At 71.4% G+C, this 26,616-nt stretch carries 19 protein-coding genes; 1 reads left to right on the top strand and 18 read right to left on the bottom strand.

The window, feature by feature from the left end; translation table 11 throughout:
* Positions 1–23 precede the first annotated feature (23 nt).
* The 16 genes from obgE to ACFYZ4_RS27280 all read right to left on the bottom strand — a co-directional run bounded on the left by obgE (position 24) and on the right by ACFYZ4_RS27280 (position 21,355).
* On the bottom strand, positions 24–1,469 hold the full coding sequence (gene obgE, locus ACFYZ4_RS27355) for a GTPase ObgE (protein ID WP_351296586.1): 1,446 nt from the start codon (positions 1,467–1,469) through the stop codon (positions 24–26).
* A 168-nt stretch (positions 1,470–1,637) separates the two neighbouring features.
* The gene (gene rpmA / locus ACFYZ4_RS27350) at positions 1,638–1,892 is read right to left on the bottom strand and encodes a 50S ribosomal protein L27 (RefSeq protein WP_030027134.1); all 255 of its coding nucleotides are present in this window, start codon (positions 1,890–1,892) and stop codon (positions 1,638–1,640) included.
* Between the two features lie 13 nt (positions 1,893–1,905).
* Positions 1,906–2,226, bottom strand: a complete 321-nt coding sequence (rplU, locus tag ACFYZ4_RS27345; RefSeq protein WP_214950890.1) for a 50S ribosomal protein L21 — start codon at positions 2,224–2,226, stop codon at positions 1,906–1,908.
* Positions 2,227–2,512: 286 nt separating this feature from the next.
* Positions 2,513–6,532: a ribonuclease E/G gene (locus ACFYZ4_RS27340; RefSeq protein ID WP_390785088.1), complete on the bottom strand. Its 4,020-nt coding sequence runs from the start codon at positions 6,530–6,532 to the stop codon at positions 2,513–2,515.
* 235 nt (positions 6,533–6,767) lie between these two features.
* Positions 6,768–7,547 carry a TIGR03936 family radical SAM-associated protein gene (locus tag ACFYZ4_RS27335; RefSeq protein ID WP_053171682.1) on the bottom strand — a complete coding sequence of 260 codons (780 nt, stop codon included), beginning with the start codon at positions 7,545–7,547 and terminating at the stop codon, positions 6,768–6,770.
* Between the two features lie 127 nt (positions 7,548–7,674).
* Complete coding sequence (locus tag ACFYZ4_RS27330; RefSeq protein ID WP_390785087.1) at positions 7,675–8,760, bottom strand: hypothetical protein; 1,086 nt, start codon at positions 8,758–8,760, stop codon at positions 7,675–7,677.
* A gap of 63 nt (positions 8,761–8,823) precedes the next feature.
* Positions 8,824–10,749: a TIGR03960 family B12-binding radical SAM protein gene (locus ACFYZ4_RS27325; protein WP_390785086.1), complete on the bottom strand. Its 1,926-nt coding sequence runs from the start codon at positions 10,747–10,749 to the stop codon at positions 8,824–8,826.
* A gap of 72 nt (positions 10,750–10,821) precedes the next feature.
* A complete protein-coding gene (locus tag ACFYZ4_RS27320) occupies positions 10,822–12,342 on the bottom strand; it encodes a CHAD domain-containing protein (RefSeq protein WP_390785085.1) in 1,521 nt (506 codons plus the stop codon).
* A gap of 49 nt (positions 12,343–12,391) precedes the next feature.
* Positions 12,392–13,591 carry a rod shape-determining protein RodA gene (gene rodA / locus ACFYZ4_RS27315; RefSeq protein ID WP_351296567.1) on the bottom strand — a complete coding sequence of 400 codons (1,200 nt, stop codon included), beginning with the start codon at positions 13,589–13,591 and terminating at the stop codon, positions 12,392–12,394.
* Between the two features lie 12 nt (positions 13,592–13,603).
* Positions 13,604–15,784 carry a penicillin-binding protein 2 gene (gene mrdA / locus ACFYZ4_RS27310; protein ID WP_390785084.1) on the bottom strand — a complete coding sequence of 727 codons (2,181 nt, stop codon included), beginning with the start codon at positions 15,782–15,784 and terminating at the stop codon, positions 13,604–13,606.
* A gap of 13 nt (positions 15,785–15,797) precedes the next feature.
* Complete coding sequence (mreD, locus tag ACFYZ4_RS27305; RefSeq protein WP_390785083.1) at positions 15,798–16,505, bottom strand: rod shape-determining protein MreD; 708 nt, start codon at positions 16,503–16,505, stop codon at positions 15,798–15,800.
* 13 nt (positions 16,506–16,518) lie between these two features.
* Positions 16,519–17,466, bottom strand: a complete 948-nt coding sequence (mreC, locus tag ACFYZ4_RS27300) for a rod shape-determining protein MreC (RefSeq protein WP_351296558.1) — start codon at positions 17,464–17,466, stop codon at positions 16,519–16,521.
* A 135-nt stretch (positions 17,467–17,601) separates the two neighbouring features.
* Positions 17,602–18,621: a rod shape-determining protein gene (locus ACFYZ4_RS27295; protein WP_008738981.1), complete on the bottom strand. Its 1,020-nt coding sequence runs from the start codon at positions 18,619–18,621 to the stop codon at positions 17,602–17,604.
* Between the two features lie 306 nt (positions 18,622–18,927).
* Complete coding sequence (gene ndk / locus ACFYZ4_RS27290) at positions 18,928–19,338, bottom strand: nucleoside-diphosphate kinase (protein WP_351296555.1); 411 nt, start codon at positions 19,336–19,338, stop codon at positions 18,928–18,930.
* A gap of 98 nt (positions 19,339–19,436) precedes the next feature.
* Complete coding sequence (locus ACFYZ4_RS27285; RefSeq protein WP_384348913.1) at positions 19,437–19,814, bottom strand: DUF4233 domain-containing protein; 378 nt, start codon at positions 19,812–19,814, stop codon at positions 19,437–19,439.
* 2 nt (positions 19,815–19,816) lie between these two features.
* On the bottom strand, positions 19,817–21,355 hold the full coding sequence (locus ACFYZ4_RS27280) for a bifunctional folylpolyglutamate synthase/dihydrofolate synthase (RefSeq protein WP_384348910.1): 1,539 nt from the start codon (positions 21,353–21,355) through the stop codon (positions 19,817–19,819).
* Positions 21,356–21,472: 117 nt separating this feature from the next.
* Here ACFYZ4_RS27280 and ACFYZ4_RS27275 point away from each other — a divergent pair, with 117 nt between their 5' ends.
* Entirely contained in the window at positions 21,473–22,522 is a 1,050-nt protein-coding gene (locus ACFYZ4_RS27275; protein ID WP_390785082.1) for a rod shape-determining protein, read from the top strand.
* Between the two features lie 14 nt (positions 22,523–22,536).
* Here ACFYZ4_RS27275 and ACFYZ4_RS27270 read toward each other — a convergent pair whose 3' ends face one another.
* Positions 22,537–23,688 (bottom strand): sensor histidine kinase, encoded by a 1,152-nt coding sequence (locus tag ACFYZ4_RS27270; protein ID WP_384348907.1) that lies wholly within the window; start codon positions 23,686–23,688, stop codon positions 22,537–22,539.
* A 302-nt stretch (positions 23,689–23,990) separates the two neighbouring features.
* The gene (locus tag ACFYZ4_RS27265) at positions 23,991–26,612 is read right to left on the bottom strand and encodes a valine--tRNA ligase (RefSeq protein ID WP_390785081.1); all 2,622 of its coding nucleotides are present in this window, start codon (positions 26,610–26,612) and stop codon (positions 23,991–23,993) included.
* Between the last annotated feature and the right edge of the window lie 4 nt (positions 26,613–26,616).

Genomic DNA, 26,616 nt, shown 5'->3' with positions numbered 1-26,616 from the left:
GGCGGGATTCCCTCGGGAGGGGACTAGAACGGCCGGAATTCGTCGTACTCCTTCTGCGCCGAGTCCCCGCGGGCGGCTTCCTTGTCCTTGCGGCGGGTGGTCGCCGGACGCGGGGCGTCCAGACGGTGGTCCTCGCCGCGGCGGCCCAGCATCTCGGCGCCGGCCATCACGGTCGGCTCCCAGTCGAAGACGACCGAGTTCTCGTCGGAGCCGATCGAGACGCCGTCACCGGCACGGGCGCCGGCCTTGCGCAGCGCGTCCTCGACGCCGAGGCGGTTGAGGCGGTCGGCGAGGTAGCCGACGGCCTCGTCGTTGTTGAAGTCGGTCTGGCGGACCCAGCGCTCGGGCTTCTCGCCGCGGACGTTGTACACGTCCTCGACCTCGTCGTAGGTGATGGTGAAGCCGGAGTCGTCCACGGCCTTCGGACGGATGACGACGCGGGTCGCCTCCTCCTTCGGCTTGCGGGCGCGGGCCTTCGCGATGACCTCGGCGAGGAAGTACGACAGCTCCTTGAGGCCCGTACGGGCGACCGCGGAGACTTCGAAGACCTTGTAGCCGCGGGCTTCCAGGTCCGGGCGGACCATGTCGGCGAGGTCCTGGCCGTCGGGGATGTCGACCTTGTTCAGGACGACGAGGCGCGGACGCTTCTCCAGGCCGCCGCCGTAGAGCTTCAGCTCGTTCTCGATGGCGTCGAGGTCGGCCAGCGGGTCGCGGTCGGACTCCAGGGTGGCGGTGTCCAGCACGTGCACGAGGATCGAGCAGCGCTCGACGTGGCGCAGGAACTCCAGACCGAGGCCACGGCCCTGGCTGGCGCCGGGGATGAGGCCGGGGACGTCGGCGATCGTGTAGACCGTCGAGCCGGCGGTGACCACGCCGAGGTTGGGGACCAGGGTGGTGAAGGGGTAGTCGGCGATCTTCGGCTTGGCCGCCGAGAGCACCGAGATGAGCGAGGACTTGCCCGCGCTCGGGAATCCGACGAGCGCCACGTCGGCGACGGTCTTCAGCTCCAGGACGACGTCGCCGCCGGTGCCCGGTACGCCGAGCAGGGCGAAGCCGGGGGCCTTGCGCCGGGCGGAGGACAGCGCGGCGTTGCCGAGGCCGCCCCGGCCGCCTTCGGCCGCGACGTAGGTGGTGCCCTGGCCGACGAGGTCGGCGAGGACGTTGCCCTCCTTGTCGAGGACGACGGTGCCGTCCGGGACGGGCAGGATCATGTCCTGGCCGTCCTTGCCGGAGCGGTTGTCGCCCGCACCGGGCTGCCCGTTGGTGGCCTTGCGGTGGGGGCTGTGGTGGTAGTCCAGCAGGGTGGTGATCGCCTGCTCCACCACCAGGATGACGTCGCCGCCACGGCCGCCGTTGCCGCCGTCGGGGCCGCCGAGCGGCTTGAACTTCTCCCGGTGAACGGAGGCGCAGCCGTGGCCCCCGTTACCCGCGGCGACATGCAGCTCGACGCGGTCCACGAAGGTGGTCATGGTTGTTCCTCCAGTTACATACGGGAATGTCCCGGACAGGCCTTGCTGTCCATTAAAACGTCTGTACGTACCAACGCGCCGAGGGCGGACCTCTCTTCCCGGCCAGAGCCGGGAAGAGCTGAGATCCGCCCTCGGGAAGTTACGAACGCTTGATCAGCCGAAGCTGGATCAGGCGGCCGGAACGATGTTGACGACCTTGCGGCCACGGTGCGTGCCGAACTGCACGGCACCCGCCTGCAGCGCGAACAGCGTGTCGTCGCCACCACGACCGACACCCGAACCCGGGTGGAAGTGGGTGCCACGCTGGCGGACGAGGATCTCGCCGGCGGAGACGACCTGACCGCCGAAGCGCTTCACGCCGAGCCGCTGGGCATTGGAGTCGCGCCCGTTCCGGGTGGACGATGCGCCCTTCTTGTGTGCCATGTCTCAGTCCCTCTTACTTCGCAGCCGCGGGGATACCGGTGACCTTGATCGCCGTGTACTGCTGGCGGTGACCCTGGCGACGGCGGTAGCCGGTCTTGTTCTTGTACCGAAGGATGTCGATCTTGGCACCCTTGTGGTGGTCCACGATCTCGGCCTGGACCTTGATGCCGGCCAGGACCCACGGGTCGCTGGTCACGGCTTCGCCGTCGACAACGAGCAGGGTCGAGAGCTCGACCGTGTCGCCAACCTTGGCAGTGGGAATCTTGTCAACTTCAACGATGTCGCCGACAGCAACCTTGTGCTGGCGACCACCGCTGCGCACGATGGCGTACACGCGGATCTCTCTCTCACTCGGGACGGATGCTCCTGAAGCCAGCCGCTCAGACAGACCCCTCGTGCTGACGGGGACGGCTCTGATCCGGATTGGACGAGCGGCCTCTCTCGAACGACGCTCGCGCGTGCGGAACGGGAGGAAGGTGCTCAGGAGCGCGGCGCACGCTGGACGGATTCGTCCAAGACACGCCGACGGTCTAGGTTACGGGGCCGGTTCCGGAGGGTCAAACCGGGCCCCGCGCGACCGTGGGCCCCGCCGCTCGGCGGGGCCCACGGTCAGGAGCGGATCAGGCTTCGGTCGGAGCCGAGACGGACGGGGCAGTCTGCTGCTCCGCCGCCGCGGTCTTCTTCGTCGCCCGCTTCGTCGCGGTCTTCTTGACCGTGGCCGCCTTCTTGGCCACGGTCTTCTTGGCGGCCGCCGCCTTCTTGGCCGGGGCCTTCTTCGCCGCGGTCGCCTTCTTGGCCGGAGCCTTCTTGGCGGCCTTCTTCGCCGGTGCGGCCTCCTCGGCCGGTGCGGCGTCCTCGGCGGGAGCCGGGGCCTCGGTCACCGGGGCCTCGACGACCACCACGGCGGCCTCCGCCGCGCCTGCCGGGGACCCGGCGGGTGCGGTGGCCTTACGGGTGGCACGCCGGCGCGGACGGGCCGGTGCGGCCTCCGCCACGGGGGCCTCCTCGACGACGGCCACGGGCTCGGGCTCGACGACGGGCTCGGGCTCCGGCACGACGACCGGCTCGGGCTCCGGCTCCGGGGCCACCTCGGCCGCGGTGGCCGGGGCACCCGCGGGGGCGGTGGCCTTACGGGTCGCACGGCGACGGGTACGGCCCTTGGGGGCCTCCTCCGCCACCGGCTCCGCGACGACCTCGGCCACGGCCTCGACGACGGGCTCGGGCTCGGGGACCAGCACCGTGTCGGCCCGCTCGGTCACCGGCTCCGCCTCGGCCACGGGGGCCGGGGCCTGGACCTCGGCCTGCGCCGGAGCGGCCGCACCGCGCGGGGCACCCGCCGGAGCGGTCGCCTTGCGGGTGGCGCGGCGCCGGTTGCGACGGCTGCTCACACCCGCCGCGGCCTCGGCCTCGGCGGGGCTGCTGTAGAGCTCCTCGTCCGCGACGAACTCCGGCTCGGGCAGCGCCCGCGGAGCGGCGGCCTCGGCAGCCACCTCCGCCTCGGACTCGAACTCCGCGTCGACCGACTCGACCGTCTCGACCTCGTGGTCGTGCTGGTCGAACTCGCCACGGCCGCCGCGGCGCTTCGAGCGCTTGCCGTTGCCACCGCCGCCGATCGCGGTCGGCGTCTCCATGTGGACGATGACACCGCGGCCGTTGCAGTGGACGCAGGTCTCGGAGAAGGACTCCAGCAGACCCTGGCCCACCCGCTTGCGGGTCATCTGGACCAGGCCCAGCGAGGTGACCTCGGCCACCTGGTGCTTCGTACGGTCGCGGCCCAGGCACTCCAGCATCCGGCGCAGGACCAGGTCGCGGTTGGACTCCAGGACCATGTCGATGAAGTCGATGACGACGATGCCGCCCAGGTCGCGCAGCCGCAGCTGGCGCACGATCTCCTCGGCCGCCTCCAGGTTGTTCCTGGTGACGGTCTCCTCGAGGTTGCCGCCCTGACCGGTGAACTTGCCGGTGTTGACGTCAATGACGATCATCGCCTCGGTCTTGTCGATCACAAGCGAGCCGCCCGAGGGCAGCCACACCTTGCGGTCGAGCGCCTTGGCGAGCTGCTCGTCGATCCGGTACGTCGCGAAGACGTCGACCTCGGAGGTCCAGCGCGACAGCCGGTCGGCCAGGTCCGGGGCCACGTGGTTCACGTAGCCGTGGATGGTCTCCCAGGCGCCGTCGCCGCTGACGATGACCTTCGAGAAGTCCTCGTTGAAGATGTCGCGCACGACGCGGACGGTCATGTCCGGCTCGCCGTACAGCAGGCTCGGCGAAGAGGTCGAGATCTGCTTCGACTTCTTCTGGATGTCCTCCCACTGGGCCTGCAGACGCTCGACGTCGCGGCGCAGCTCGTCCTCGCTCGCGCCCTCGGCGGCGGTGCGCACGATGACGCCCGCGTCCTCGGGGACGATCTTCTTGAGGATGGTCTTCAGACGCGCGCGCTCGGTGTCGGGCAGCTTGCGGCTGATACCGGTCATCGAGCCCTCGGGCACGTAGACCAGGTAGCGGCCGGGCAGCGAGACCTGGCTGGTCAGGCGGGCGCCCTTGTGGCCGATCGGGTCCTTGGTGACCTGCACCAGGACCGACTGGCCGGACTTGAGGGCGGACTCGATGCGGCGCGGCCCGTTGGCCATGCCGAGCGCCTCGAAGTTGACCTCACCGGCGTACAGGACGGCGTTGCGGCCCTTGCCGATGTCGATGAAGGCGGCCTCCATGGACGGCAGCACGTTCTGGACCTTGCCCAGGTAGACGTTGCCGACGTACGAGGTGGCTTCTTCCTTGTTGACGTAGTGCTCGACGAGCACGTTGTCCTCGAGGACGCCGATCTGGGTGCGCTCGCCGGCCTGGCGGACGACCATGACGCGCTCGACGGCCTCACGGCGGGCCAGGAACTCGGCCTCGGTGATGATCGGGACGCGGCGACGGCCCTGCTCGCGGCCCTCGCGGCGGCGCTGCTTCTTCGCCTCCAGACGGGTCGAGCCCTTGATGGACTGGACCTCGTCGGACGGCTCGGCCTTCTCGCGCGCCGGGCGCGGCTCGCGGACCTTGACGACGGTGCGCACACCGTCCTCGTCACCCGCTTCGGCGGACTCGCCGGCGTTGTCGCCACTGCGGCGACGGCGACGGCGGCGACGGCGGCTGGAGCTGGAGCCGAGGGCCTCCTCGGCCTCGTCGTCTTCCTCGTCCTCGGCCTCGGCCTCCTGCTCGGTGGCCTCTGCCTCGGTCTCCTCCTCGGCGGACTCGTCGAGGTCGGCGGCCTCACCGCGGCGGCGGCGACGGCCACCGCGACGGCGGCGGCGCGACGGGCGCTCGCCCGACTCGTCGCCCTCGTCGAACTCGCCGGACTCCTCTTCGAGCTCGGCCTCGGGCTCCTCCTCGGCGAGCACCTCGGGGAGGGAGACCGGTGCGGACTCGGCGGCCGGAGCGGACTCGGCGGCGCCGCGCCCACGGCGACGGCGGCGGCCGGCGGGCTGCGGGGCGGGGGTCTGGACGACCTCGGCCTCGGCCTCGAGCTCCTCCTCCTCCTCGACCTCGTCGGCCGGGGCGGCGGCGCGGGCGGCCGCGGCGGCCATGGCGGCCGTCTCGGGGGTCTGGAACATCGGCTCGGCGAAGACCGGGGCCTGGAAGACGGCCACGGCGGGGCGCGCGGCGCGGCGGGCGCGGGCCGGGGCGGCGGGCGCCTCGGCCTCGGCGGCGGGCTGCGCGGGGGCGGCCGACGCGGTGGTGGAGCGGGTGGCGCGGCGGCGGCCGCCGCGCTTCGGGGAGTCCAGGGCGTCGGCCACGGTGAAGGTGCGGGCGGTGGCCTTGGGGGCCTCCTCCACGACCGGTTCGGCCTCGGCGGCCGGGGCCTCGGCGACGGCGGCGGCCTCGGCGGCCGGAGCGGCCGGGGCGGTCACGGCGCGGGTGGCACGGCGACGGGCACGCGGGGCGGGAGCGGCCGGGGCCTCCTCCTCGACCACGGGCGCGGCCTCGACCACCGGCGCGGCCTCGACCACGGGAGCCTCGGCGGCCGGAGCCTCCGGAGCGGTCACGGCACGGGTGGCACGACGACGGGCACGCGGAGCCGGAGCGGCCGGAGCCTCCTCCTCGACCACCGGCGCGGCCTCGGCCACGGGGGCCTCCGCGACGGCGGCCTCGGCGGCCGGCGCGGTCACGGCGCGGGTGGCACGACGACGGGCACGCGGAGCGGGAGCGGCCGGGGCCTCCTCCTCGACCACGGGCGCGGCCTCGACCACGGGAGCCTCGGCGGCCGGAGCCTCCGGAGCGGTCACCGCACGGGTGGCACGACGACGGGCACGCGGGGCGGCAGCGGTGGGCTCCTCGGCGGCGGGGGCGGCGGCAGCGGGAGCCGCGGCGGCCGGAGCCTCGACGACGACGGCCTCGGCCGGCGTCTCGGGAGCGGCCACGGCGCGGGTCGCGCGGCGGCGGGTACGTGCGGGGGCGGCGGCCGGAGCGGCCTCATCGGCGCCCGCCTGGGGGTCGGCCGGAGCGGCCTCTGTCGCCGGGGTCGCCTCTGCGGTGGCCCCGCCGGGCGGGCCGGCGGGCCGGGAAGCGGCGCGGCGACGCCTGCGCGGGGGCAGGTTGTCGCTGGGGCTGCCGCTGTCGGCGTTACCTGCGGTGGTGTCGTTTTCGTTGTTGAGCATTGCGGGCGGTTCTCCCGTCACGCTCCCGGGCGCCGCGGCTGACTTCCGGTCCGGCTCGGCTCCGCGTAATGAGCGCGGAACCGGCCTCCGGGGCGCGTTCGCCACACGGGAGCTGTAGTCCATGGCCGCCGGTTCCGTACGTGTTGTCCGTACGGCCTGGCGGAAGTCTTCAGGTCAGTGCGCGGCCCGACCCAGGTGGCTCCCGAGTACCAGGGCTGCGCGACGACGACGATCCCTACGCGGCGGGACCTTCCGGCGCCTTCGCGTCGGCGGCTACGGCGGCCGTGGGTGGAGCGGCCGTATCAGCCTCGCGGTCGGGCGCGAGCGGGTCGGTCACCGTGCCGGACTCCTCGTCGAAGAGCCCCTGCGCCAGCCTGGTCACCGCTGAGGGGACCGGCGGCGCCAGGTCGGCCACAGCTCGGAGACCGGACAGGACGTCGTCGGGTCGCACGGCAGGTGTCAGATGCCGAACAACCAGCCGCAGTATCGCACAGGCATTGTCCAGCGGCCTATCAGCCGGGGCAGGAAGGGCTTCCAGGCTGACGACCGCGCCACGCGTGTCGAAGGTCCGCATCCCGTTCTTGGTACGGCGCTGCACCTCCACGGTCTCGGCGGCGAGGAAGGCCGTCACGGCCCGCTCGGCCTCGGCGGGCTCCACGCCGTCCAGGCGCAGCTCCCACACGGAGGCGGTCAGCCGGTCGGCGAGGCCCGAGGTGCGGGCCTCGACGGCGTCGATGATGTCGAGCCCGGTCGGCATCGACTCGTCGAGCAGCTCGCGGAGCTTCTCGGGGTCGCGGGGCTCTGCGAGGGCGATCTCCAGGTATTCGGCCTCGCTGCCGGTCCCGGTGGGGGCGGCGTTCGCGTACGAGACGCGCGGGTGGGGGGTGAAGCCGGCCGAGTACGCCATCGGCACCTCGGCGCGGCGCAGGGCCCGCTCGAAGGCGCGCTGGAAGTCTCGGTGGCTGGTGAACCGGAGGCGGCCGCGCTTGGTGTAGCGCAGTCGAATGCGCTGCACCACCGGTGCGGGAGGCGGGCCTTCGGGCTGTCGCTTGCCCAGTGGTTCTTCTCCTTGTGCGGGGCTCCGCGGCTCGCGCGTCGCCCTGAGCGTCTGTGGGACCGGCCGGCGCCGCCCTGCCTCCGGCTCACCCCTGCCGTTCGTGGAGGGAGATCTCGGGAGCGGGCGTGTTGCCTGCGGCTGTCGTACTACCCAGAGTACGCGCCCGTGACCTCGCCGGTTCCACGGGAGGAGCACCGAAGAGCGCCGTGCGCACTGCGGCCCGCGCCTCCCGGACCGCGGCGCGGCCGGTGCGCCAGACCTCGCGGACGGCGTGGCCGGCGGGGGTCAGCACGTGCCGGTACACCCGGGATGCGGGCCAGCCGACCAGGACCCAGCCGACCCACTTGAGCCCGCGCCACAGCCAGCCGGCGATCCGCCCGGCCACGTGCCAGGCCCAGAGAAGGACCTGCCCGAGCGGGGTGAGCACGTACCGGTACAGCGCGACCGCCAGCCACGCGAGGCCGAGCCCGACGGGCCGCAGCAGGTACCGGTACACCGCCACCACCAGCCATACGAGGCCCAGCCCGACGGGCCGCAGCAGGTAGCGGTACACCGCGGTGGCCAGCCACGCGAGGCCGTGTCCGAGCGGGGTGAGCACGTACCGGTAGGCCGCGGCGGCCAGCCGGGCGAGGCCGCGGCCGACGGGCGCGAGCACGTACCGCCACAGTCCGACCCACGGCCACACGAACAGCACCATGGCCAGGGCCCACGCGACCCAGGCCACCCCCTTGCCGAGCGGGGCGAGCAGGTACCGCAGCCCGCCCCGGCCGGCCCAGGTCAGCGCTGCCCAGAGCGGCCGGAACACGTACGTGCTCAGGATCCGCCCGGCGGGCGCGAGCAGGTGCGCGTACGCGCCGCGGCCCAGCCAGGCCAGCCCCCGCCCCACCGGGGTGATCACGTACCGCCACAGCCCGACCCACGGCCAGACGAAGACCAGCTTGAGCAGGGTGACCAGTACCCAGCCGAGCACCCGGAGCGCCGGCTCGACGACGTGGACGTACAGCGGCCCGAGGACGTGCCGGTGCGCGGCCCGGCCGACGGCGACGAGCAGTTCCCAGACCACTCGTACGGGCAGTACGACGAGTACGGCGACGATCTTGACGGGGATCCTGATGACCCCCACCAGGCATCCGTCGCCACCGCCGCCGGGAGGCCGTTCGTCCAGTTCCATGCAGTCAAGGACACGGCAGAGGCCCCCACCCGTTGCGGGCGGGGGCCTCTCGTGACCCAAGGGTTACTTCACGACGGACAGCGGCAGCAGCTTCTTGCCCGTCGGACCGATCTGGATCTCGGTCTGCATCTGAGGACACACGCCACAGTCGAAGCAGGGGGTCCAGCGGCAGTCGTCGACCTCGGTTTCGTCGAGGGCGTCCTGCCAGTCCTCCCAGAGCCAGTCCTTGTCGAGGCCGGAGTCCAGGTGGTCCCAGGGCAGGACCTCCTCGTACGTGCGCTCGCGCGTCGTGTACCAGGCGACGTCCACGCCGTAGGCCGGCAGCGCCTTCTCCGCGGCCTCCATCCAGCGGTCGTACGAGAAGTGCTCGCGCCAGCCGTCGAAGCGGCCGCCCGACTCGTACACGGCGCGGATGACGTCGCCGATGCGGCGGTCGCCGCGGGAGAGGAGACCCTCGACGATGCCCGGCTTGCCGTCGTGGTAGCGGAAGCCGATGGAGCGGCCGTACTTCTTGTCGCCGCGGATCTTGTCGCGGAGCTTGCCCAGGCGGGCGTCCGTCTCCTCGGCCGACAGCTGCGGCGCCCACTGGAACGGGGTGTGCGGCTTGGGGACGAACCCGCCGATCGAGACCGTGCAGCGGATGTCGTTCTGGCCCGAGACCTCGCGGCCCTTGGCGATGACGTTGACCGCCATGTCGCCGATCTGGAGGACGTCCTCGTCGGTCTCGGTGGGCAGGCCGCACATGAAGTACAGCTTCACCTGGCGCCAGCCGTTGCCGTACGCGGTGGAGACCGTGCGGATCAGGTCCTCTTCCGAGACCATCTTGTTGATGACCTTGCGCATGCGCTCGGAGCCGCCCTCGGGGGCGAAGGTCAGGCCGGAGCGGCGCCCGTTGCGGGTCAGCTCGTTGGCCAGGTCCACGTTGAAGGCGTCCACGCGGGTGGAGGGGAGGGAGAGGCCGACCTTGTCGTCCGTGTAGCGGTCCGCGAGGCCCTTGGCGATGTCGGCGATCTCCGTGTGGTCCGCCGAGGAGAGGGAGAGCAGGCCGACCTCTTCGAAGCCGGTCGCCTTGAGGCCCTTCTCCACCATTTCGCCGATGCCGGTGATGCTTCGCTCCCGCACGGGGCGCGTGATCATGCCGGCCTGGCAGAAACGGCAGCCGCGGGTGCAGCCGCGGAAGATCTCCACGGACATGCGCTCGTGGACGGTCTCGGCGAGCGGGACCAGGGGCTGCTTGGGGTAGGGCCACTCGTCGAGGTCCATGACCGTGTGCTTGGACACGCGCCACGGCGCGCCGGAGCGGTTGGGCACGACACGGCCGATGCGGCCGTCCGGCAGGTACTCCACGTCGTAGAAGCCCGGCACGTAGACGTTGCCGGTCTTCGCCAGGCGGAGCAGGACTTCCTCGCGCCCGCCCGGCCGCCCCTCGGCCTTCCAGGTGCGGATGATCTCGGTCATGTCGAGGACGGCCTGCTCGCCGTCGCCGATGACCGCGCAGTCGATGAACTCCGCGATCGGCTCGGGGTTGAAGGCCGCGTGGCCGCCCGCGAGGACGATCGGGTGGTCGACCGTACGGTTGCGGGCCTCCAGCGGGATGCCCGCGAGGTCCAGCGCCGTGAGCATGTTGGTGTAGCCCAGCTCCGTGGAGAAGGACAGGCCGAACACGTCGAAGGCGGAGACCGGACGGTGGCTGTCCACGGTGAACTGCGGCACCTTGTGCTCGCGCATCAGCTCTTCGAGGTCGGGCCACACGCTGTACGTGCGCTCGGCGAGGACGCCCTCGCGCTCGTTCAGCACCTCGTAAAGGATCATGACGCCCTGGTTGGGCAGCCCGACTTCGTACGCGTCCGGGTACATGAGCGCCCAGCGGACATCGCAGCTCTCCCACTCCTTGACCGTGGAGTTGAGTTCACCGCCGACGTACTGGATGGGCTTCTGCACATGCGGAAGCAGGGCCTCAAGCTGAGGGAAGACCGATTCGGTCATCACGCGACTTTCGTGAAGCGGGCAGGGGGCAGCTCTCAAGCGTACCTCGGCCCCCAGCCGCCCCCGCCCACATGATCATCCCAATGCCCCCCGCAGCGCGGGGTCCGCGGTCTTCGCCCAGATGTCCGGAAGTTCCCGTTCGCGCCGCTCGGCCAGGGCCTCCTCGCGGGCGTACAGGACGCCCCAGGTGAAGGCCGACTCGCCCGCGCCGGCCGCCTGGCCCGCGAGACCGCGCAGGGCCTCGCGGGCCACCACGCTGTCCTGGTGGTCGCCGAGCAGGGTCTGGACCGTCTTCCCCGCCTTGGCCAGGTGTTTCGCCGGCTTGCCGAGGGCCGGCACGGCCGACTCCGCCGCGTACCGCAGGCGCTTGGCCGCCTTGCGGGCGTCGTGCAGGGCCAGGTCCCGTTCCTCGCCCTCCGGCAGGGCGAGCGCGCCCTCGACCCGGACGGCCAGGCGCGCGTAGTCGCCGAGCACCGCCTTCGGCAGGACCGCCCGCGGCTGCGCCTCGGCGCCCTTGAGCAGCGGCGGCGCCTCCAGCAGGGCGTCGAGGGAGTCCAGGAGGGAGACGTACCGCTCGCCGTCGAGGACGGCCACGGCCCGGCGCCGCGACGCGGAGCGCCGGGCGGTGTTCCACGTCCGCAGCCGGCTGCGGACCGGGCCGATCACCAGGGTGCGCGGCAGCTCGCCGAGCCGGGTCTGGATCCGCTCCAGGAGCACCTCCTGATCGCGGTCGACGCCGAGTTCGGCGGCCAGCCAGCGCAGCTCCTCGCCGATCGGGTCGGTGGCCGTCCGGTCCAGCACCTTGCGGTACGTCTTGAAGGCGCTGCGCAGCCGCCGGGTGGCGACCCGCATCTGGTGGACGGAGTCCGGCAGGCCCCGCCGCACGGCCGGGTCCTGCGCGACCAGGGCGTCGCGCTGGTCCCGCAGGTACGCCAGCACGTACGCGCCCGCCGTGCCCTCGGGGCCGCCGCCCTCGGGCCGGGCCGGGGGCGCGGCGTCGGTCTCCACGAGGGCCCGGGCGAGCTTCGAGGGGGCGTCGGAGACCCGGAGGCCGGCCTTGCGGAAGGTCTTCTCGACGGCGTCGAGCAGTTCGGGGTCCACGCCGTCGGCGAGTTCCACCTCGACCTCGGTCCAGGAGGCGCTGGCCTCGCCCCGCTCGGCGAGGACCTCGTCGGTGCTCAGTTCCGCGAGGAGGGCTCCGTCGGCGTCGAGCAGGTGGCTGACGCGGCGCGAGGAGACCAGCCTGACCTGCGGCCGGAGGCCGGCGCCGCGCACCCGGGAGCGGACGAGGGCGGCGAGGGCGGGCGGGACGGTGTCGCTGAGCGCGGACGTGACCTCGTCGCGCACTCCGGGGGAGACGGGCAGTTTGAGGTGCCAGCCCGCGTCGGCGCCGCCCGTTCTGCGCCGCAGGGTGAGACCGTCGGCGGCCAGCCGTTGGTCGGGGGTGTCGTAGTAGACGGCGTCGAGGTCGACGGTGCCCTGGTCGGAGACGGCCGCGATCGCGGCCGTGCCCGTCAGGTCCGGCAGCCCGCGCCGGGCAGATTTGGCCTTGGAGAACTCGAATTTACGCTCGATTTCGCGCTTGGTGTCCGCCATAGACCGAACTTAGTCCTGAACGGATCACGGCGGCAGGGTGAACAGCAGATCAGGCTGACAATGGCCGCTGCACCTTGATCGATTGCAGCAGTCCGATGGCCACCCACACGGCGAACATCGACGAGCCTCCGTACGAGACGAACGGCAGTGGCAGCCCGGCCACCGGCATGATCCCGAGGGTCATCCCGATGTTCTCGAAGGACTGGAACGCGAACCAGGCGATGATCCCGGCGCACACGATCGTCCCGTACAGCTCGGTGGTCTCCCGGGCGATCATGCAGGCCCGCCACAGGATGACGGCCAGCAGGAACAGGATCAGCCCGGCCCCGAGGAAGCCCAGTTCCTCCCCCGCCACGGTGAAGACGAAGTCGGTCTGCTGCTCCGGCACGAACTGGCCGGTGGTCTGCGAGCCCTTGAACAGCCCGGAGCCGGTGAGCCCGCCGGAGCCGATCGCGATGCGTGCCTGGTTGGTGTTGTAGCCGACGCCCGCGGGGTCGAGCTCGGGGTTGGCGAAGGCCGCGAAGCGGTTGATCTGGTACTCGTCGAGGACGCCGAGCTGCCAGATCAGGATGGCGCCGCCGGCGCCGGTGCCGAGGAGCCCGAGCACCCACCGGTTGGAGGCGCCGGAGGCCAGCAGCACGCCGAGCACGATGACGATCATGACCATGACGGACCCGAGGTCGGGCATCAGCATGACGATGCCCATCGGGGCGGCGGCCAGGCAGAGCGCCTTGACGACCGTGCGGTGGTCCGGATGGGTGAGGTCGCCCGCGTCCACCCGGGTGGCCAGCAGCATCGCCATGACCAGGATGATCGTGATCTTCACGAACTCGGAGGGCTGGAGGGAGAATCCGCCGCCGATCACGATCCACGCGTGGGCGCCGTTGATGGTGGCGCCGAGCGGGGTGAGCACGGCCAGGATGAGCACCAGCGAGAGCCCGTAGAGGACCGGCACCGCACCGCGCAGGGTGCGGTGGCCGAGCCAGACGGTGCCGATCATCAGGACGAGGCCGATACCGGTGTTCAGGGCGTGCCGGGCCAGGAAGTAGTACGGGTCCCCCTGGTTCAGCTGGGTCCTGTTGCGGGTCGCCGACCACACCAGCAGGGCGCCCATGAAGGACAGGGCGAGCGCGGAGAGGAGTATCGGCCAGTCGAGCCGGCGCACCACGGAGTCGCGGGCGGTGAGCTTGGCCATCGCCCCGCGCTCGGGCGCGTACCGGGAGACGGAGAACTTGTTGGCGGTCTGCATGTCTTTCGGTCCTCAGTCGTGCCGTGCGGGAGGCGGGGCGGGCGGCCCGGCGAGGGCGGGCGGTTCCAGCTCCTCCGGGGACGGCGGCACGTACGGCCGGATCTCCGGGGAGTCGATGGAGCCGTCGGGGCGGATCTTGGGCAGTTTCGCCTCGGGCTGCAGCAGCAGGGCCTTCTTCAGGTCCTGCTTGCCTGCCATGTCGAGACCGTAGATGGCGTTGTAGAGGTTGCGGACGGCGGGGCCGGAGGCTCCGGAGCCGGTGCCACCCTGGGAGATCGTCATGACGATCGTGAAGTCCTTGGTGTAGGTCGCCAGCCAGGACGTGGTCTGCTTGCCGTAGACCTGGGCGGTGCCGGTCTTGGCGTGCATCGGGATCTTGTCCATCGGCCAGCCGATGAAGCGCCAGGCGGCGGTGCCGCCCGGCTCGGCCACCGAGCGCAGGCCCTTGTCGAGGTCGCCGATGGTCTTGGCGTCGATCGGCAGCCTGCCGTGGGACTGCGGCTTGATCATCTCGATGCCCTTGCCGTCGGGGCTGACCAGGGCCTTGCCGACGGTGGGGTTGTAGAGGGTGCCGCCGTTGCTGATGGCGGAGTACGCGGTGGCCATCTGGATGGGGGTGACGAGGACGTCTCCCTGGCCGATGGCGAAGTTGATGCTGTCGTAGGCCTTCAGCTGGTTGCCTTCGAGGCAGCTCTCGTAGGCGATCTGCTCGACGTAGCTGCCGCCCCGTTTGCCCTGCTTGCACCAGGAGTCCTTGTTGGCCGCCCAGAAGCTCTGCTTCCACTGGCGGTCGGGGATCCGGCCGGTGACCTCGTTCGGCAGGTCGATGTGGGTCTCGGAGCCGAGTCCGAACTCGCGGGCGGTCCGGTAGAACCAGTCGTGGGCGTTCTTCTTGGGCTTGAGGCCGCCGTCGCGCTGCCACTCCTTGTGGCCGAGGGCGTAGAAGACGGTGTTGCAGGAGAACTTGAGCGCGTCCCCGAGGGTGATGGGGCCGTGGCCCTTGGACTCGAAGTTCGCGAAGCTCCGGCCGCCGAGGCTGTAGGAGCTGCTGCAGTTGTACTTGTCGTTGAAGTCGTAGCCGGCCCGCACGGCCGCGCTCGCCGAGACCACCTTGAAGATGGAGCCCGCGGGAGCCTGGCCCTGGATGGCCCGGTTGAGCAGCGGGTAGTTGGAGTTCTTGCTGGTGAGCCTGGCGTAGTCCTTGCCGGAGATGCCGCCGACCCAGGCGTTGGGGTCGTAGTCGGGCTGGGAGGCCATCGCGACGACGCGGCCGGTCTTGGCCTCCATGACGACGACGGCGCCCGAGTCGGCCTCGTACTTGCGGCCGGTGATGTTGTCGGTCTCGTTGCGGACGACCTTCATCGCCGCCTGGAGCTCAAACTCCGCCACGGCCTGGACCCGGGCGTCGATGCTGGTGATGAGGGTGGCCCCGGCCACGCCCGGGTCGGACTTGGTCTGGCCCATGACCCGGCCGAGGTTGTCGACCTCGTACGAGGTGACCTCCGCCTTGCCGCGCAGCTGCCGGTCATAGGTGCGTTCGATCCCGGAGCGGCCGACCTGATCGGAGCGCAGGTGCGGCGAGTCGGTGTCCTTGGCCTTCTGGATCTCGTCGTCGGTGACCGGCGAGAGGTAGCCGAGCACCTGCGAGGTGCGGGCCCCGCCGGGGGCCGGGTAGCGGCGGACGGCGGTGGGCTCCGCGGTGATGCCGGGGAAGTCCTCGGGGCGCTCGCGCAGCTGGAGCGCCTGCTGGGTGGTGGCCTCCAGGGTGACCGGGATCGGCTGGTACGGGGAACCGTTCCAGCAGGGCGCCGGGGTCTGGGAGTCGCAGAGCCGGACCTTCTCCATGACCTCCTTGGGGGTCATGTCCAGGACGTCGGCGAGGCGGGTCATGACGCCCTTGCCCCGGTCCTTCATCTTCATCAGCGCGGTGCGGCTGGCGGAGACGACGAGCCGGGTCTCGTTGTCGGCGAGGGGGACCCCGCGGGCGTCGAGGATCGAGCCGCGGACGGCGGGCTGGACCACGCGCTGCACGTGGTTGCTCTTGGCCTCGTGGTAGTACTCGGCGCCGTTGCGGATCTGCAGGAACCAGAGCCGGCCGCCGAGGGTGACCAGCATCGAGAGGATGAGCACCTGCATGATGACGAGCCTGATCTGCACCCGGGAGGTGCGGCCGGTCTCCGGAACGTTCGTCATGCCTGCTCCTCCCTCACAGCTTCTTGACGCTCTTCACACCCTTGACTGCCTTGACGCCCTTTATGCGGACGGCCTTGTTGGCGCGGGAGCGCGCGGTCTTCAGTCGCAGGCCGCCGCGCTGGCTGCCGATGCGCAGGCCCGTACCGCCGGCCAGCCAGCCGGCGGAGACGTCGGCGGCCTTGTTCGTGGGACCGCCGCCGGCCTCGACGGCCATCGGGTCGTTCTCGGCGCGCCGGGCCAGGGCCATGATGAACGGCACCGTGAACGGCGCGAGCAGCAGGTCGTAGAGGGTCGCCGTGAACAGCAGCCCGGTCAGGCCCACGTGGCGGGCGGCGGTGTCGCCGACGAGCGCGCCCACGCCGGCGTAGAGCAGGGTGGAGCCGATCGCGGCGGCGACGACGGTGAGCATCGGGCCCCAGGCGGAGCGGAAGCGCCCGCCGTCGGGCCGGACCAGCCCGCAGACGTAGCCGATGACGCACAGCACGAGCGCGTACCGGCCGGCGGCGTGGTCGGCGGGCGGGGCCAGGTCGGCGAGGAGACCGGCGGCGAAGCCGATCAGGGCTCCGCTGACGTGCCCGTACACGAGTGCGAGGGCGACGACGGTGAGGAGCAGCAGGTCCGGGACGGCACCGGGCAGTTGGAGCCGGCCCAGGACGGTGACCTGGACGACGAGGGCGACCACGACGAGCGTGGCCGAGAGCAGGATCCGGTTGAAGCGCATGGGCGGTCTGCTCCTACTCGTCGGCCGGCTTGCCGGGCACGCTGGCGGACCCGGACGGGGTCACCGTGACGGTGACCGTCGGGGTGGGCTTGGGGGCCTCGGGCTTGGGCGGCAGGACGGCGTCGCGCGGGTCCTCGCGCGGCGGCATCACGACGACGCCGACGATGTCGAGGCGCGAGAACGCGACGGCCGGATTGACCCATACGGTGCGGGTCAGGTCTCCGCGCGAGGGGTCGACCTTGACGACCTCGCCGATCGGCACGCCGGGCACGAACGGCTTGTTGCCGCGCGAGCCGAAGGTGACGAGCCGGTCACCGGGGTTGATCTTGGCCTTGCCGTTGAGCATCTGCACGGACATCGCGCGGTCGCCCTGGCCGGTGGCGAAGCCGAGTTCGCCGGTCTTCTCCAGGCGGGTGCCGACGGTGAAGTCGGGGTCGTTGGCGAGGACGACGGTGGCGGTGTCCGGGCCGACGGTGCTGACCCGGCCGACGAGGCCGTCCCCGTTGAGGACGGTCATGTCGCGTTCGATGCCGTCCTTGCTGCCGGCGTCGATGGTGACGGTCCAGGAGAAGCCCTGGGCCGCTCCTATCGCGATGACCTCGGCGCCCTTGATGCCGTACTGTCCGGCGCCGGCCCGCTTGAGCATCTCGTCGAGCTCGTGGATGCGGCTGCGGGTCTGGTCCTCGCTGCCCAGCTTGGCCTTCAGGGCGGCGTTCTCGCGCTCCAGCGTGGCGATGCGGTTGTGCCGCTCGCCCGAGTCCCGTACCGCCCCTATGGCGTTGGCGACCGGATCGACAGCGGTCGCCACACCCTCCTCGACCGGCCCGAAGACCGCTGCCGCGGCCTGCCGGGCACCGTCGACCGGCGACTCCTCGCCTGCCCTGATGTCCACCGTGATCAACGCGAACGCGATGGCGATCAGAAGCACCAGGAGCAGCCGGCTTTCTCGTGTGTCCCTCACGTGCGGCGGCCGTGCCTTCCTCGTCGGAATTCTCTTTTGCCTGTATATCAACGATCCGCCGCACGGGCCCGGTAGCACCCGTACGGCGGATCCTTGTGTGTTCCGCATGGCCCCTCCGGCAGGGAGGGGTTTCTGTCAGCGACGGGGCTGGGCGTCCAGGACCTGCTGGAGCGCCTCGAACTCCTCGACGCACTTGCCGGAGCCGAGCGCCACGGAGTCGAGCGGGTCCTCGGCGATGTGGATCGGCATGCCGGTCTCCCGGCGCAGCCGCTCGTCGAGGCCGCGCAGCAGGGCGCCGCCGCCGGTCAGGACGATGCCGCGGTCCATGATGTCGCCGGAGAGCTCCGGCGGACACTTGTCGAGCGTGGTCTTGACCGCGTCGACGATGGCGTTGACCGGCTCCTCGATGGCCTTGCGGACCTCGGCGGCCGAGATGACGACCGTCTTGGGCAGGCCGGAGACCAGGTCGCGTCCTCGGATCTCGGTGTGCTCGTCCTTGTCGAGGTCGTACGCCGACCCGATGGTGATCTTGATCTGTTCGGCCGTCCGCTCACCGAGGAGGAGCGAGTACTCCTTCTTGATGTGCTGGATGATCGCGTTGTCGAGCTCGTCGCCGGCCACCCTGATGGACTGCGCCGTGACGATTCCGCCGAGGGAGATGACGGCGACCTCAGTGGTGCCGCCGCCGATGTCCACGACCATGTTGCCGGTGGCCTCGTGGACGGGCAGGCCCGAGCCGATGGCGGCGGCCATGGGCTCCTCGATGATGTGCACCTGACGGGCGCCGGCCTGCGTGGACGCCTCGATGACGGCGCGTCGCTCCACCCCGGTGATGCCGGAGGGGACACAGACCACGACGCGCGGACGTGCCAGGTAGCGTCGCTTGTGGATCTTGAGGATGAAGTACCGGAGCATGCGCTCGGTGATCTCGAAGTCGGCGATGACGCCGTCCTTGAGGGGTCGTACGGCGACGATGTTGCCGGGCGTGCGCCCGATCATCTTCTTCGCCTCGGAGCCGACCGCCAGAATGCCACCGGTGTTCGTGTTGATGGCGACCACGGACGGCTCGTTCAGGACGATCCCCCGGCCCCTCACGTACACCAGCGTGTTGGCGGTCCCGAGGTCGATCGCCATGTCACGGCCGATGAACGACATTTTGTTCCCCTTGTTCCCCATGAGGAGCGTCTGGCCTTCCAGTTGATAGCGGCTGCTGTCAGGTCGGCGAGGTGGGTGTGTGGGTGGAGGCCCCATCGTAGTCACGGTTGTACCGACACCGCGCGACGGGACTCCGGCAATCCCGCCGGAATGGATACCCGCCCCCTTAGTGGTGACGACGTGTCCTGCCCAGGCGTTCCCGCTCGCGCCGGGAAATACCAAGGGGCGACCGAAATTACTTCGGTCGCCCCAGGTCATGAGCGCTATTTGGCTGATGTCTCGTCAGTAAGGAGTGCTCCGGAAGAGTCAGAGAGCGGGAAAGAACAGCTTCAGCTCGCGCTCCGCGGACTCCTCGGAATCCGAGGCGTGGATCAGGTTCTCCCGGGTGACGGTGCCGAAGTCGCCCCGGATGGAGCCGGGCGCCGCGGCGATCGGGTCGGTGGGTCCGGCCAGCTGGCGGACACCCTCGATCACGCGTTCCCCTTCGACGACCAGGGCGACGATCGGACCGCTCGCCATGAAGCCCATCAGGGGCTCGTAGAAGGGCTTGCCCTTGTGCTCGCCGTAGTGCGTCTCCAGGGTCTCCTGGTCCAGCGTGCGCAGCTCCAGTGCGGGAATCGTCCAGCCGGCCTTCCGCTCGATGCGGCCGATGATCTCGCCGACCAGACCGCGACGGACGGCGTCGGGCTTGAGCAGGACGAGGGTGCGCTGGGTCATGTTTCGGCTCCTTGCGGCAAACGGGTGCGGTGGGACGAATCTACAGGGCCATCAGGGGGCGGTCCGGCCGGTCCCCGGCCGGACCCGAAGGGGATCCGTCACGCGGTGTCGGGCGCCGTGGAGGCCCCGGACGCCCCGGACGCCTCCTGCGCGGCGGCCCACCTCGCCTTGATCGTGTCGATCCTCCGGCCGTAGTGCACCGAGCACCACCACAGGCCGGCGAACACCGCGCCAAGGAAGAACATCGTCGGGACGACGAACCCGCTCACGATCAGACCGATCTGCAGCGCCCAGCCCAGCTGGACCGCCCCGGGACGCGACAGCATCCCGCACAGCAGCACCGACAGCAGCATCGCGACCCCGCAGACCGTCCAGACCGTGGCCTGGGTCAGGTCGGGGTCCTTCATCGCCACCAGCCCCGCGAAGCCGATCACGAAGAACTCGCCGATCAGCGTGCTCGCACACAGCGTGCGCATCCTCAGCCCCTCTTCAGCAGCAGGCGGGCCTCGCCCACCGTGATCACGGAACCGGTCACCAGGACCCCGGCCCCTCCGTACTCGGCCTCGTCCTCCGCCAGGGTGATCGCCGCCTCCAGGGCGTCGTCCAGCCGCGGCTCCACCTGCACCCGGTCCACGCCGAAGACCTCGACCGCGACGGCCGCCAGCTCGTCCGCGCCCATCGAACGGTGGCTGGAGTTCTCCGTGACCACCACCTCCGCGAAGATCGGCTCGAAGGCCTCCAGCACCCCGCGGACGTCCTTGCCCTCGCTCGCGGCCACGACCCCGATCAGCCGGCTGAAGCCGAAGGACTCGGTCACCGCCTCCGCCGTCGCCGCGGCACCCGCCGGGTTGTGCGCCGCGTCCAGGACCACCGTCGGGCTGCGCCGCACGACCTCCATGCGGCCCGGCGAGGTCACCGAGGCGAAGGCCCGCTGCACGGTCTCCAGGTCCAGCACCCGCGCGTGCTCCTGGCCGATGCCGAAGAAGGCCTCAACCGCCGCCAGCGCCACCGCCGCGTTGTGCGCCATGTGGGCGCCGTACAGCGGCAGGAAGATGCCGCCGTACTCCCCGCCCACACCGCGCAGCGTCAGCTGCTGGCCGCCGACGGCGACCTCGCGCGAGACGACGCCGAACTCCATGCCCTCGCGGGCCACCGTGGCGTCGACCTCCACGGCCTTCTTCAGCAGCACCTGCGCCGCGTCCACCGGCTGCTGCGCCAGGATCACGGTCGCGTCCTGCTTGATGACGCCGCCCTTCTCCACGGCGATCTCGCCGGGCGTGGAGCCGAGCCGGTCGGTGTGGTCCAGGCTGATCGGGGTGACCACCGCGACCGAGGCGTCGATGACGTTGGTCGCGTCCCAGCTGCCGCCCATGCCGACCTCGACCACCGCGACGTCGACGGGCGCGTCCGCGAAGGCCGCGTAGGCCATTCCGGTGAGCACCTCGAAGAACGACAGCCGGAACTCCTCGGCGGCGTCGACCATCTCCATGTACGGCTTGATGTCGTGGTACGTCTCGACGAACCGCTCGGCGCTGATCGGCGCCCCGTCGAGGCTGATCCGCTCGGTGATCGACTGCACGTGCGGGCTGGTGTAGCGCCCGGTGCGCAGCTCGAAGGCGTTCAGCAGGCACTCGATCATGCGGGCCGTGCTCGTCTTGCCGTTGGTGCCGGTGACGTGGATGGAGGGGTACGCGCGCTGCGGCTCGCCCAGCACGTCCATCAGCGCCGCGATCCGCGACACCGATGGTTCGAGCTTGGTCTCGCCCCAGCGGGTGGAAAGCTCCTGTTCCACCTCCAGCAGCGCCTTCGCGACCTCCGGGTCGACGGGCGGGGCGGGTACCGGGTCGCCCTGGGGCGGACCGGCCTGGGCGCGCAGGGTACGGCTGCCGGCCTCGATCACCGCCAGGTCGGGGTCGCGGTCGGACTCTTCCGCCACGATCTGGTCGAACTCGTCGAAGGTGCCGGCGAGGTCGTCGTTGTCGTCGCGGTCGTGGCTCTCGGGCTGCTGCTCACTCACAGGGCCAGTCTACGGACGGGGACCCCGAGGACTTTCGGCCCGGCCGTTTGGGGACTTTCGGCGGCAAGAGCGACCGGATCGTTATGCAAGCCTTGCGGGCAGCAGATAGGGGAACAAATGCCGCAGGCCAGTACCAACAAGACGGCTTCCAGCCGCGACACAGGGATAGACCTGGGGACCGCGAACACCCTCGTCTACGCACGGGGCCACGGGATCGTCCTCAATGAGCCGTCCGTGGTCGCCGTCAAGGCGGGCACCACCACCGCCCTGGCCGTCGGGGCGGACGCCAAGGAGACCATCGGCCGCACCCCCGGCTCCATCACCGCGATCCGTCCCCTCAAGGGCGGTGTGATCTGCGACTACGAGGCGGCCGAGGAGATGATCCGGCACTTCGTGCGCAAGGCCGTCCCCGGCCGCCGGCCCCGCACCCGCATGGTGATCTGCGTACCGTCCGGGGTCACCCCCGTCGAGCGGCGGGCCATCATCCACGCCTCCACCCGGGCCGGCGCCAAGGCCGTGCACCTGATCGAGGAGCCGATGGCGGCGGCGATCGGCGCCGGACTGCCCGTGGCCGAACCCCGCGGCTCCATGGTCGTGGACATCGGCGGCGGCACCTCCGAGGTCGCCGTCATCTCCCTGGGCGGCATCGTCACCTCCCAGTCGCTGCGCGTGGGCGGGGACCGGCTCGACGCCGCGATCATCGACCACGTGCGCAAGCGGCACGCGCTGCTCATCGGGGAGCGCACCGCCGAGGACGTCAAGCTCGCCATCGGCTCGGCCTGGCCGGTGCCGGACCGGCCGGAGCTGGAGACGCGCACCTTCACCGTGCGCGGCCGCGAGAAGGTCGGCGGCATGCCCAAGACGCTGGAGCTGGGCGCCGCGGACGTCCGGGCGGCCCTCGACGAGCCGGTCGAGGCGATCATCGCCGCCGTGCGCACCACCCTGGAGGAGTGCCCGCCCGAACTGTCCGGCGACGTGATGGAGCACGGCATCGTCCTGACCGGCGGCGGCGCCCTGCTCCCCGGACTGGACCTGCGGATGGCCTCCGCGACCGGCATCCCCGTCTTCGTGGCGGACAACCCGCTGGACTGCGTGGCGCTGGGCTCCGGCCGGTGCGTGGAGGACCTCGACACACTGGGCAGCCTGCTGGTCCCCGCGAAGGCCTGAGGTCCCGGACAGATCTAGCCGCGCGGGAGCGTGGCCACGACCTCGTACGCGTCCTGCGTGCGCCGCGCCGTCAGGGTCCCGCCCAGGCTGCGTACGCGCTCGGACATGCTCGCCGTGCCGGAGCCCGCCGAGACGGGGGCCCGGCCCGGGGTCCGGGCCGGCAGCGCGTTGCTCACGGCGATCCGCAGCCGGGGTCCGTCCGCCGCGATCGACACCTCGATGGTCTCCCCGTGCGCGTGCTTGGCGGCGTTGGTCAGGCACTCCTGCACCACCCGGTAGACCGCCGCCTGCCGCAGCGGCGACAGCCCGTGCACCTCCCGGTCCATGGCGAGCCGTACGGGCGACCCCGCCCGCCCGCTCTCCTCGGCCAGCGCGGCCAGCCCGTCCACGCCCGGGGTCGCGGCCCGCTCCCCGCGCTGCACGATGATCTCGTTGAGCACCAGGTGGGCCCGGCGCGCGGTGTCGGCCAGCTCCTCGAAGTCCTTCGCGTGCGTCGTCTCGCGCGCCCGTACCGACAGCACCTCGGAACGCACCGTCAGCAAGGTCAGCTCCCGCCCGACGAAGTCGTGGACGTCGCGGGCGACGGAGGTGCGCTCCTGCTGGACGGCCTGGAGCACGGCGGACTCGGCCCGCCGGGCGGTGAGCTCCCCCACCAGGTCGTGCCGGTAGGCGGCGATGCCCACCGCCGCGGCGAGCACCCCGATGGGCACGAACAGGCTGAGGAAGCCGCTGAGCGTCTCGGCCTTGTCCGCCGCCCAGCCCGGCACGCAGGAGAACAGGAGCAGCGCGAAGCCGACATACCCGATGGTGGCCAGGACGGCGGCCCGCCGGCCCCGGTAGCGGCCCACCGAGTACAGCGCGAACTGGATCAGGGTCAGCTCGTGCAGCCATCCGATGAAGAGCAGCGCGGCCACGTACGAGATCCAGGGCGTCCGGCGGCGCACCAGCAGGCTCGCGCAGCCCACGGCGAGCACGACGGCGGCGGCGGGCCCGCTCAGCGAGTTGTCGGCGGCGGCGAGTCCCGGCAGGTCGAGGGCCATCAGGCCGAGGCAGCTCAGTGCCGTGAGCACGTCCAGCGCCCGCGGCGATCCGGCCCAGCTCTCGGTGAGCCGGCGGCCGGAGGCCACCCACCGGTGGTACGCCGAGACGAGGGGCTGGACGCGCATGCCCTCCATCATCCGTGGTCAGCGGATCGGATCGGATCGACGGAGACCGAAAACGCAGTGATTTAGGGCACTTCGGACAGGTCGGAGGTCCGGTCCCGGCCTCCCGCGACCTTGCTCCCGGCGCGCTCCCGCACTGGCTGGTGCCGCCGGCCGGGTACGCGGTGCCGGCCGCGCTGGTCCTGGCGCGGTTCGGCACCCGCCTGCTGTGACGCCGTCCCCCGCACGGGGAAGGGATACGGCGAAGGCCCCCGCACCGACCGACGGTGTGGGGGCCTTCGCCCTGTGCCTGTTCCTGCGGACCGCTAGGCGGCGGGCAGCGCGGCCAGCTGGGCCTGGAGGCGCGTGATGTCCGCCTCGGCCTTGGCGAGCCGGCCCTTGATCTTGTCCACGACGTTGTCGGGGGCCTTGGCGATGAACGCCTCGTTCCCCAGCTTCGCCTCGGCCTGCTGCTTCTCCTTCTCGGCGGCGGCCAGGTCCTTGCTCAGCCGCTTGCGCTCCGCCGGGATGTCGATCGTGCCCGACAGGTCGAGCGCGACGGTGGCACCGCCGACCGGGAGGGTCGCGGTGGCCTCGAAGCCCTCGCCCTCCGGCTGCAGGCGCAGCAGCTGGCGGATGGCGGCCTCGTGCAGGCCCAGCGTCGTGCCCGACAGGTCCAGGCGGCCCGGGACCTTCTGCTTGTCGTCGAGGTTCTGCTCCCTGCGGAACCGGCGGACCTCACGGACCAGGCTCTGGACGGCCTCGATCTCGGCCTCGGCGGCCGCGTCGCGGAAGCCGCTGTCCTTCGGCCAGTCGGCGATCACGAGGGACTCGCCACCGGTCAGCGTGGTCCACAGGGTCTCGGTGACGAACGGGACCACCGGGTGCAGCAGGCGCAGCATGACGTCGAGGACCTCGCCGAGGACCCGGGCGGAGGCCTTGGCCTGCTCGCCGCCCGCGAAGAAGGTCGTCTTCGACAGCTCCACGTACCAGTCGAAGACCTCGTCCCACGCGAAGTGGTAGAGGGAGTCCGACAGCTTCGAGAACTGGTAGTCGTCGTAGAACGCGTCGACCTCGGCCACGGTCTTGTTGAGCCGCGACAGGATCCAACGGTCGGTCGCCGACATCTCCTCGACGGCCGGCAGCTCGCCCTCGATCGTGGCGCCGTTCATCAGCGCGAAGCGCGTGGCGTTCCAGATCTTGTTGGCGAACTTGCTGGACGCCTGGACCCAGTCCTCGCCGATCGGGACGTCGACGCCCGGGTTGGCGCCGCGGGCCAGGGTGAAGCGGACGGCGTCGGAGCCGTACCGGTCCATCCAGTCCAGCGGGTTGACCGCGTTGCCGAAGGACTTCGACATCTTCTTGCCGCGCTCGTCACGGACCATGCCGTGCAGGGCGATGGTGTGGAACGGCGGGGTGCCGTCCATCGCGTACAGGCCGAACATCATCATCCGGGCGACCCAGAAGAAGAGGATGTCGTAGCCGGTGACCAGGACGGAGTTCGGATAGAACTTCGCCAGGCTCTCGGTCCGGTTCGGCCAGCCGAGCGTGGAGAAGGGCCACAGGCCCGACGAGAACCACGTGTCGAGGACGTCGGTGTCCTGGGTCCAGCCCTCGCCCGCGGGCGGCTGCTCGTCCGGTCCGACGCAGACGACCTCGCCGTTCGGGCCGTACCAGACGGGGATGCGGTGGCCCCACCACAGCTGGCGCGAGATGCACCAGTCGTGGAGGTTGTCGACCCAGTCGAAGTAGCGCTTCTCCATCTCCTGCGGGTGGATCTTGACCCGGCCGTCGCGGACCGCGTCACCGGCGGCCTGGGCGAGCGGGCCGACCTTGACCCACCACTGCATGGACAGACGCGGCTCGATGGTGGTCTTGCAGCGCGAGCAGTGGCCGACGGAGTGGGTGTACGGGCGCTTCTCGGCGACGATCCGGCCCTCGGCACGCAGCGCGGCGACGATGGCGGAGCGGGCCTCCAGCCGGTCCAGGCCCTGGAAGGGGCCGTGGGCCGTGATGATGGCGTGCTCGTCCATGACGGCGAGGTTCGGCAGGCCGTGGCGCTGGCCGATCTCGAAGTCGTTCGGGTCGTGCGCCGGGGTCACCTTGACGGCGCCGGTGCCGAACTCCGGGTCGACGTGCTCGTCCGCGACGACCGGGATGCGGCGGCCGGTCAGCGGCAGCTCGATCTCGGTGCCGACGAGGTGCTTGTAGCGCTCGTCCTCCGGGTGGACGGCGACGGCGGTGTCGCCGAGCATCGTCTCGGCGCGGGTGGTCGCCACGATGATGGAGGCGTCACCCTCGCCGTACCGGATGGAGACGAGCTCGCCCTCGTCGTCCTGGTACTCGACCTCGATGTCGGAGATCGCGGTGAGGCAGCGCGGGCACCAGTTGATGATGCGCTCGGCCCGGTAGATGAGCTCGTCGTCGTAGAGCTTCTTGAAGATGGTCTGGACGGCCTCGGAGAGGCCCTCGTCCATGGTGAACCGCTCGCGCGACCAGTCGACACCGTCACCGAGGCGGCGCATCTGGCCGGAGATCTGCCCGCCGGACTCGCCCTTCCACTGCCAGACGCGCTCGACGAACGCCTCGCGGCCCAGGTCGTGGCGGGACTTGCCCTCCTTGGCGAGCTCACGCTCGACGACGTTCTGGGTGGCGATGCCGGCGTGGTCCATGCCGGGCTGCCACAGCGTCTCGAAGCCCTGCATGCGCTTGCGGCGGGTCAGGGCGTCGATGAGCGTGTGCTCGAAGGCGTGGCCCAGGTGGAGCGAGCCGGTGACGTTCGGCGGCGGGATGACGATGGTGTACGGCGGCTTCTCGCTCTTCGCGTCGGCCTCGAAATACCCACGCTCTACCCAGCGCTCGTAGAGCTTCCCCTCTACCTCGGCCGGCGTGTACGCGGTCGGCAATTCGGAGTTGGGGCTGCTGGGTGTCTGCGTGTTCTCGGTCACGGGC

The sequence above is a fragment of the Streptomyces sp. NPDC001513 genome (genome assembly GCF_042894695.1).
Classification (GTDB): Bacteria; Actinomycetota; Actinomycetes; order Streptomycetales; family Streptomycetaceae; genus Streptomyces.
The sequence above is the reverse complement of the archived record's forward strand: the minus strand, read 5'-3'. Positions and strand labels throughout refer to the sequence as shown.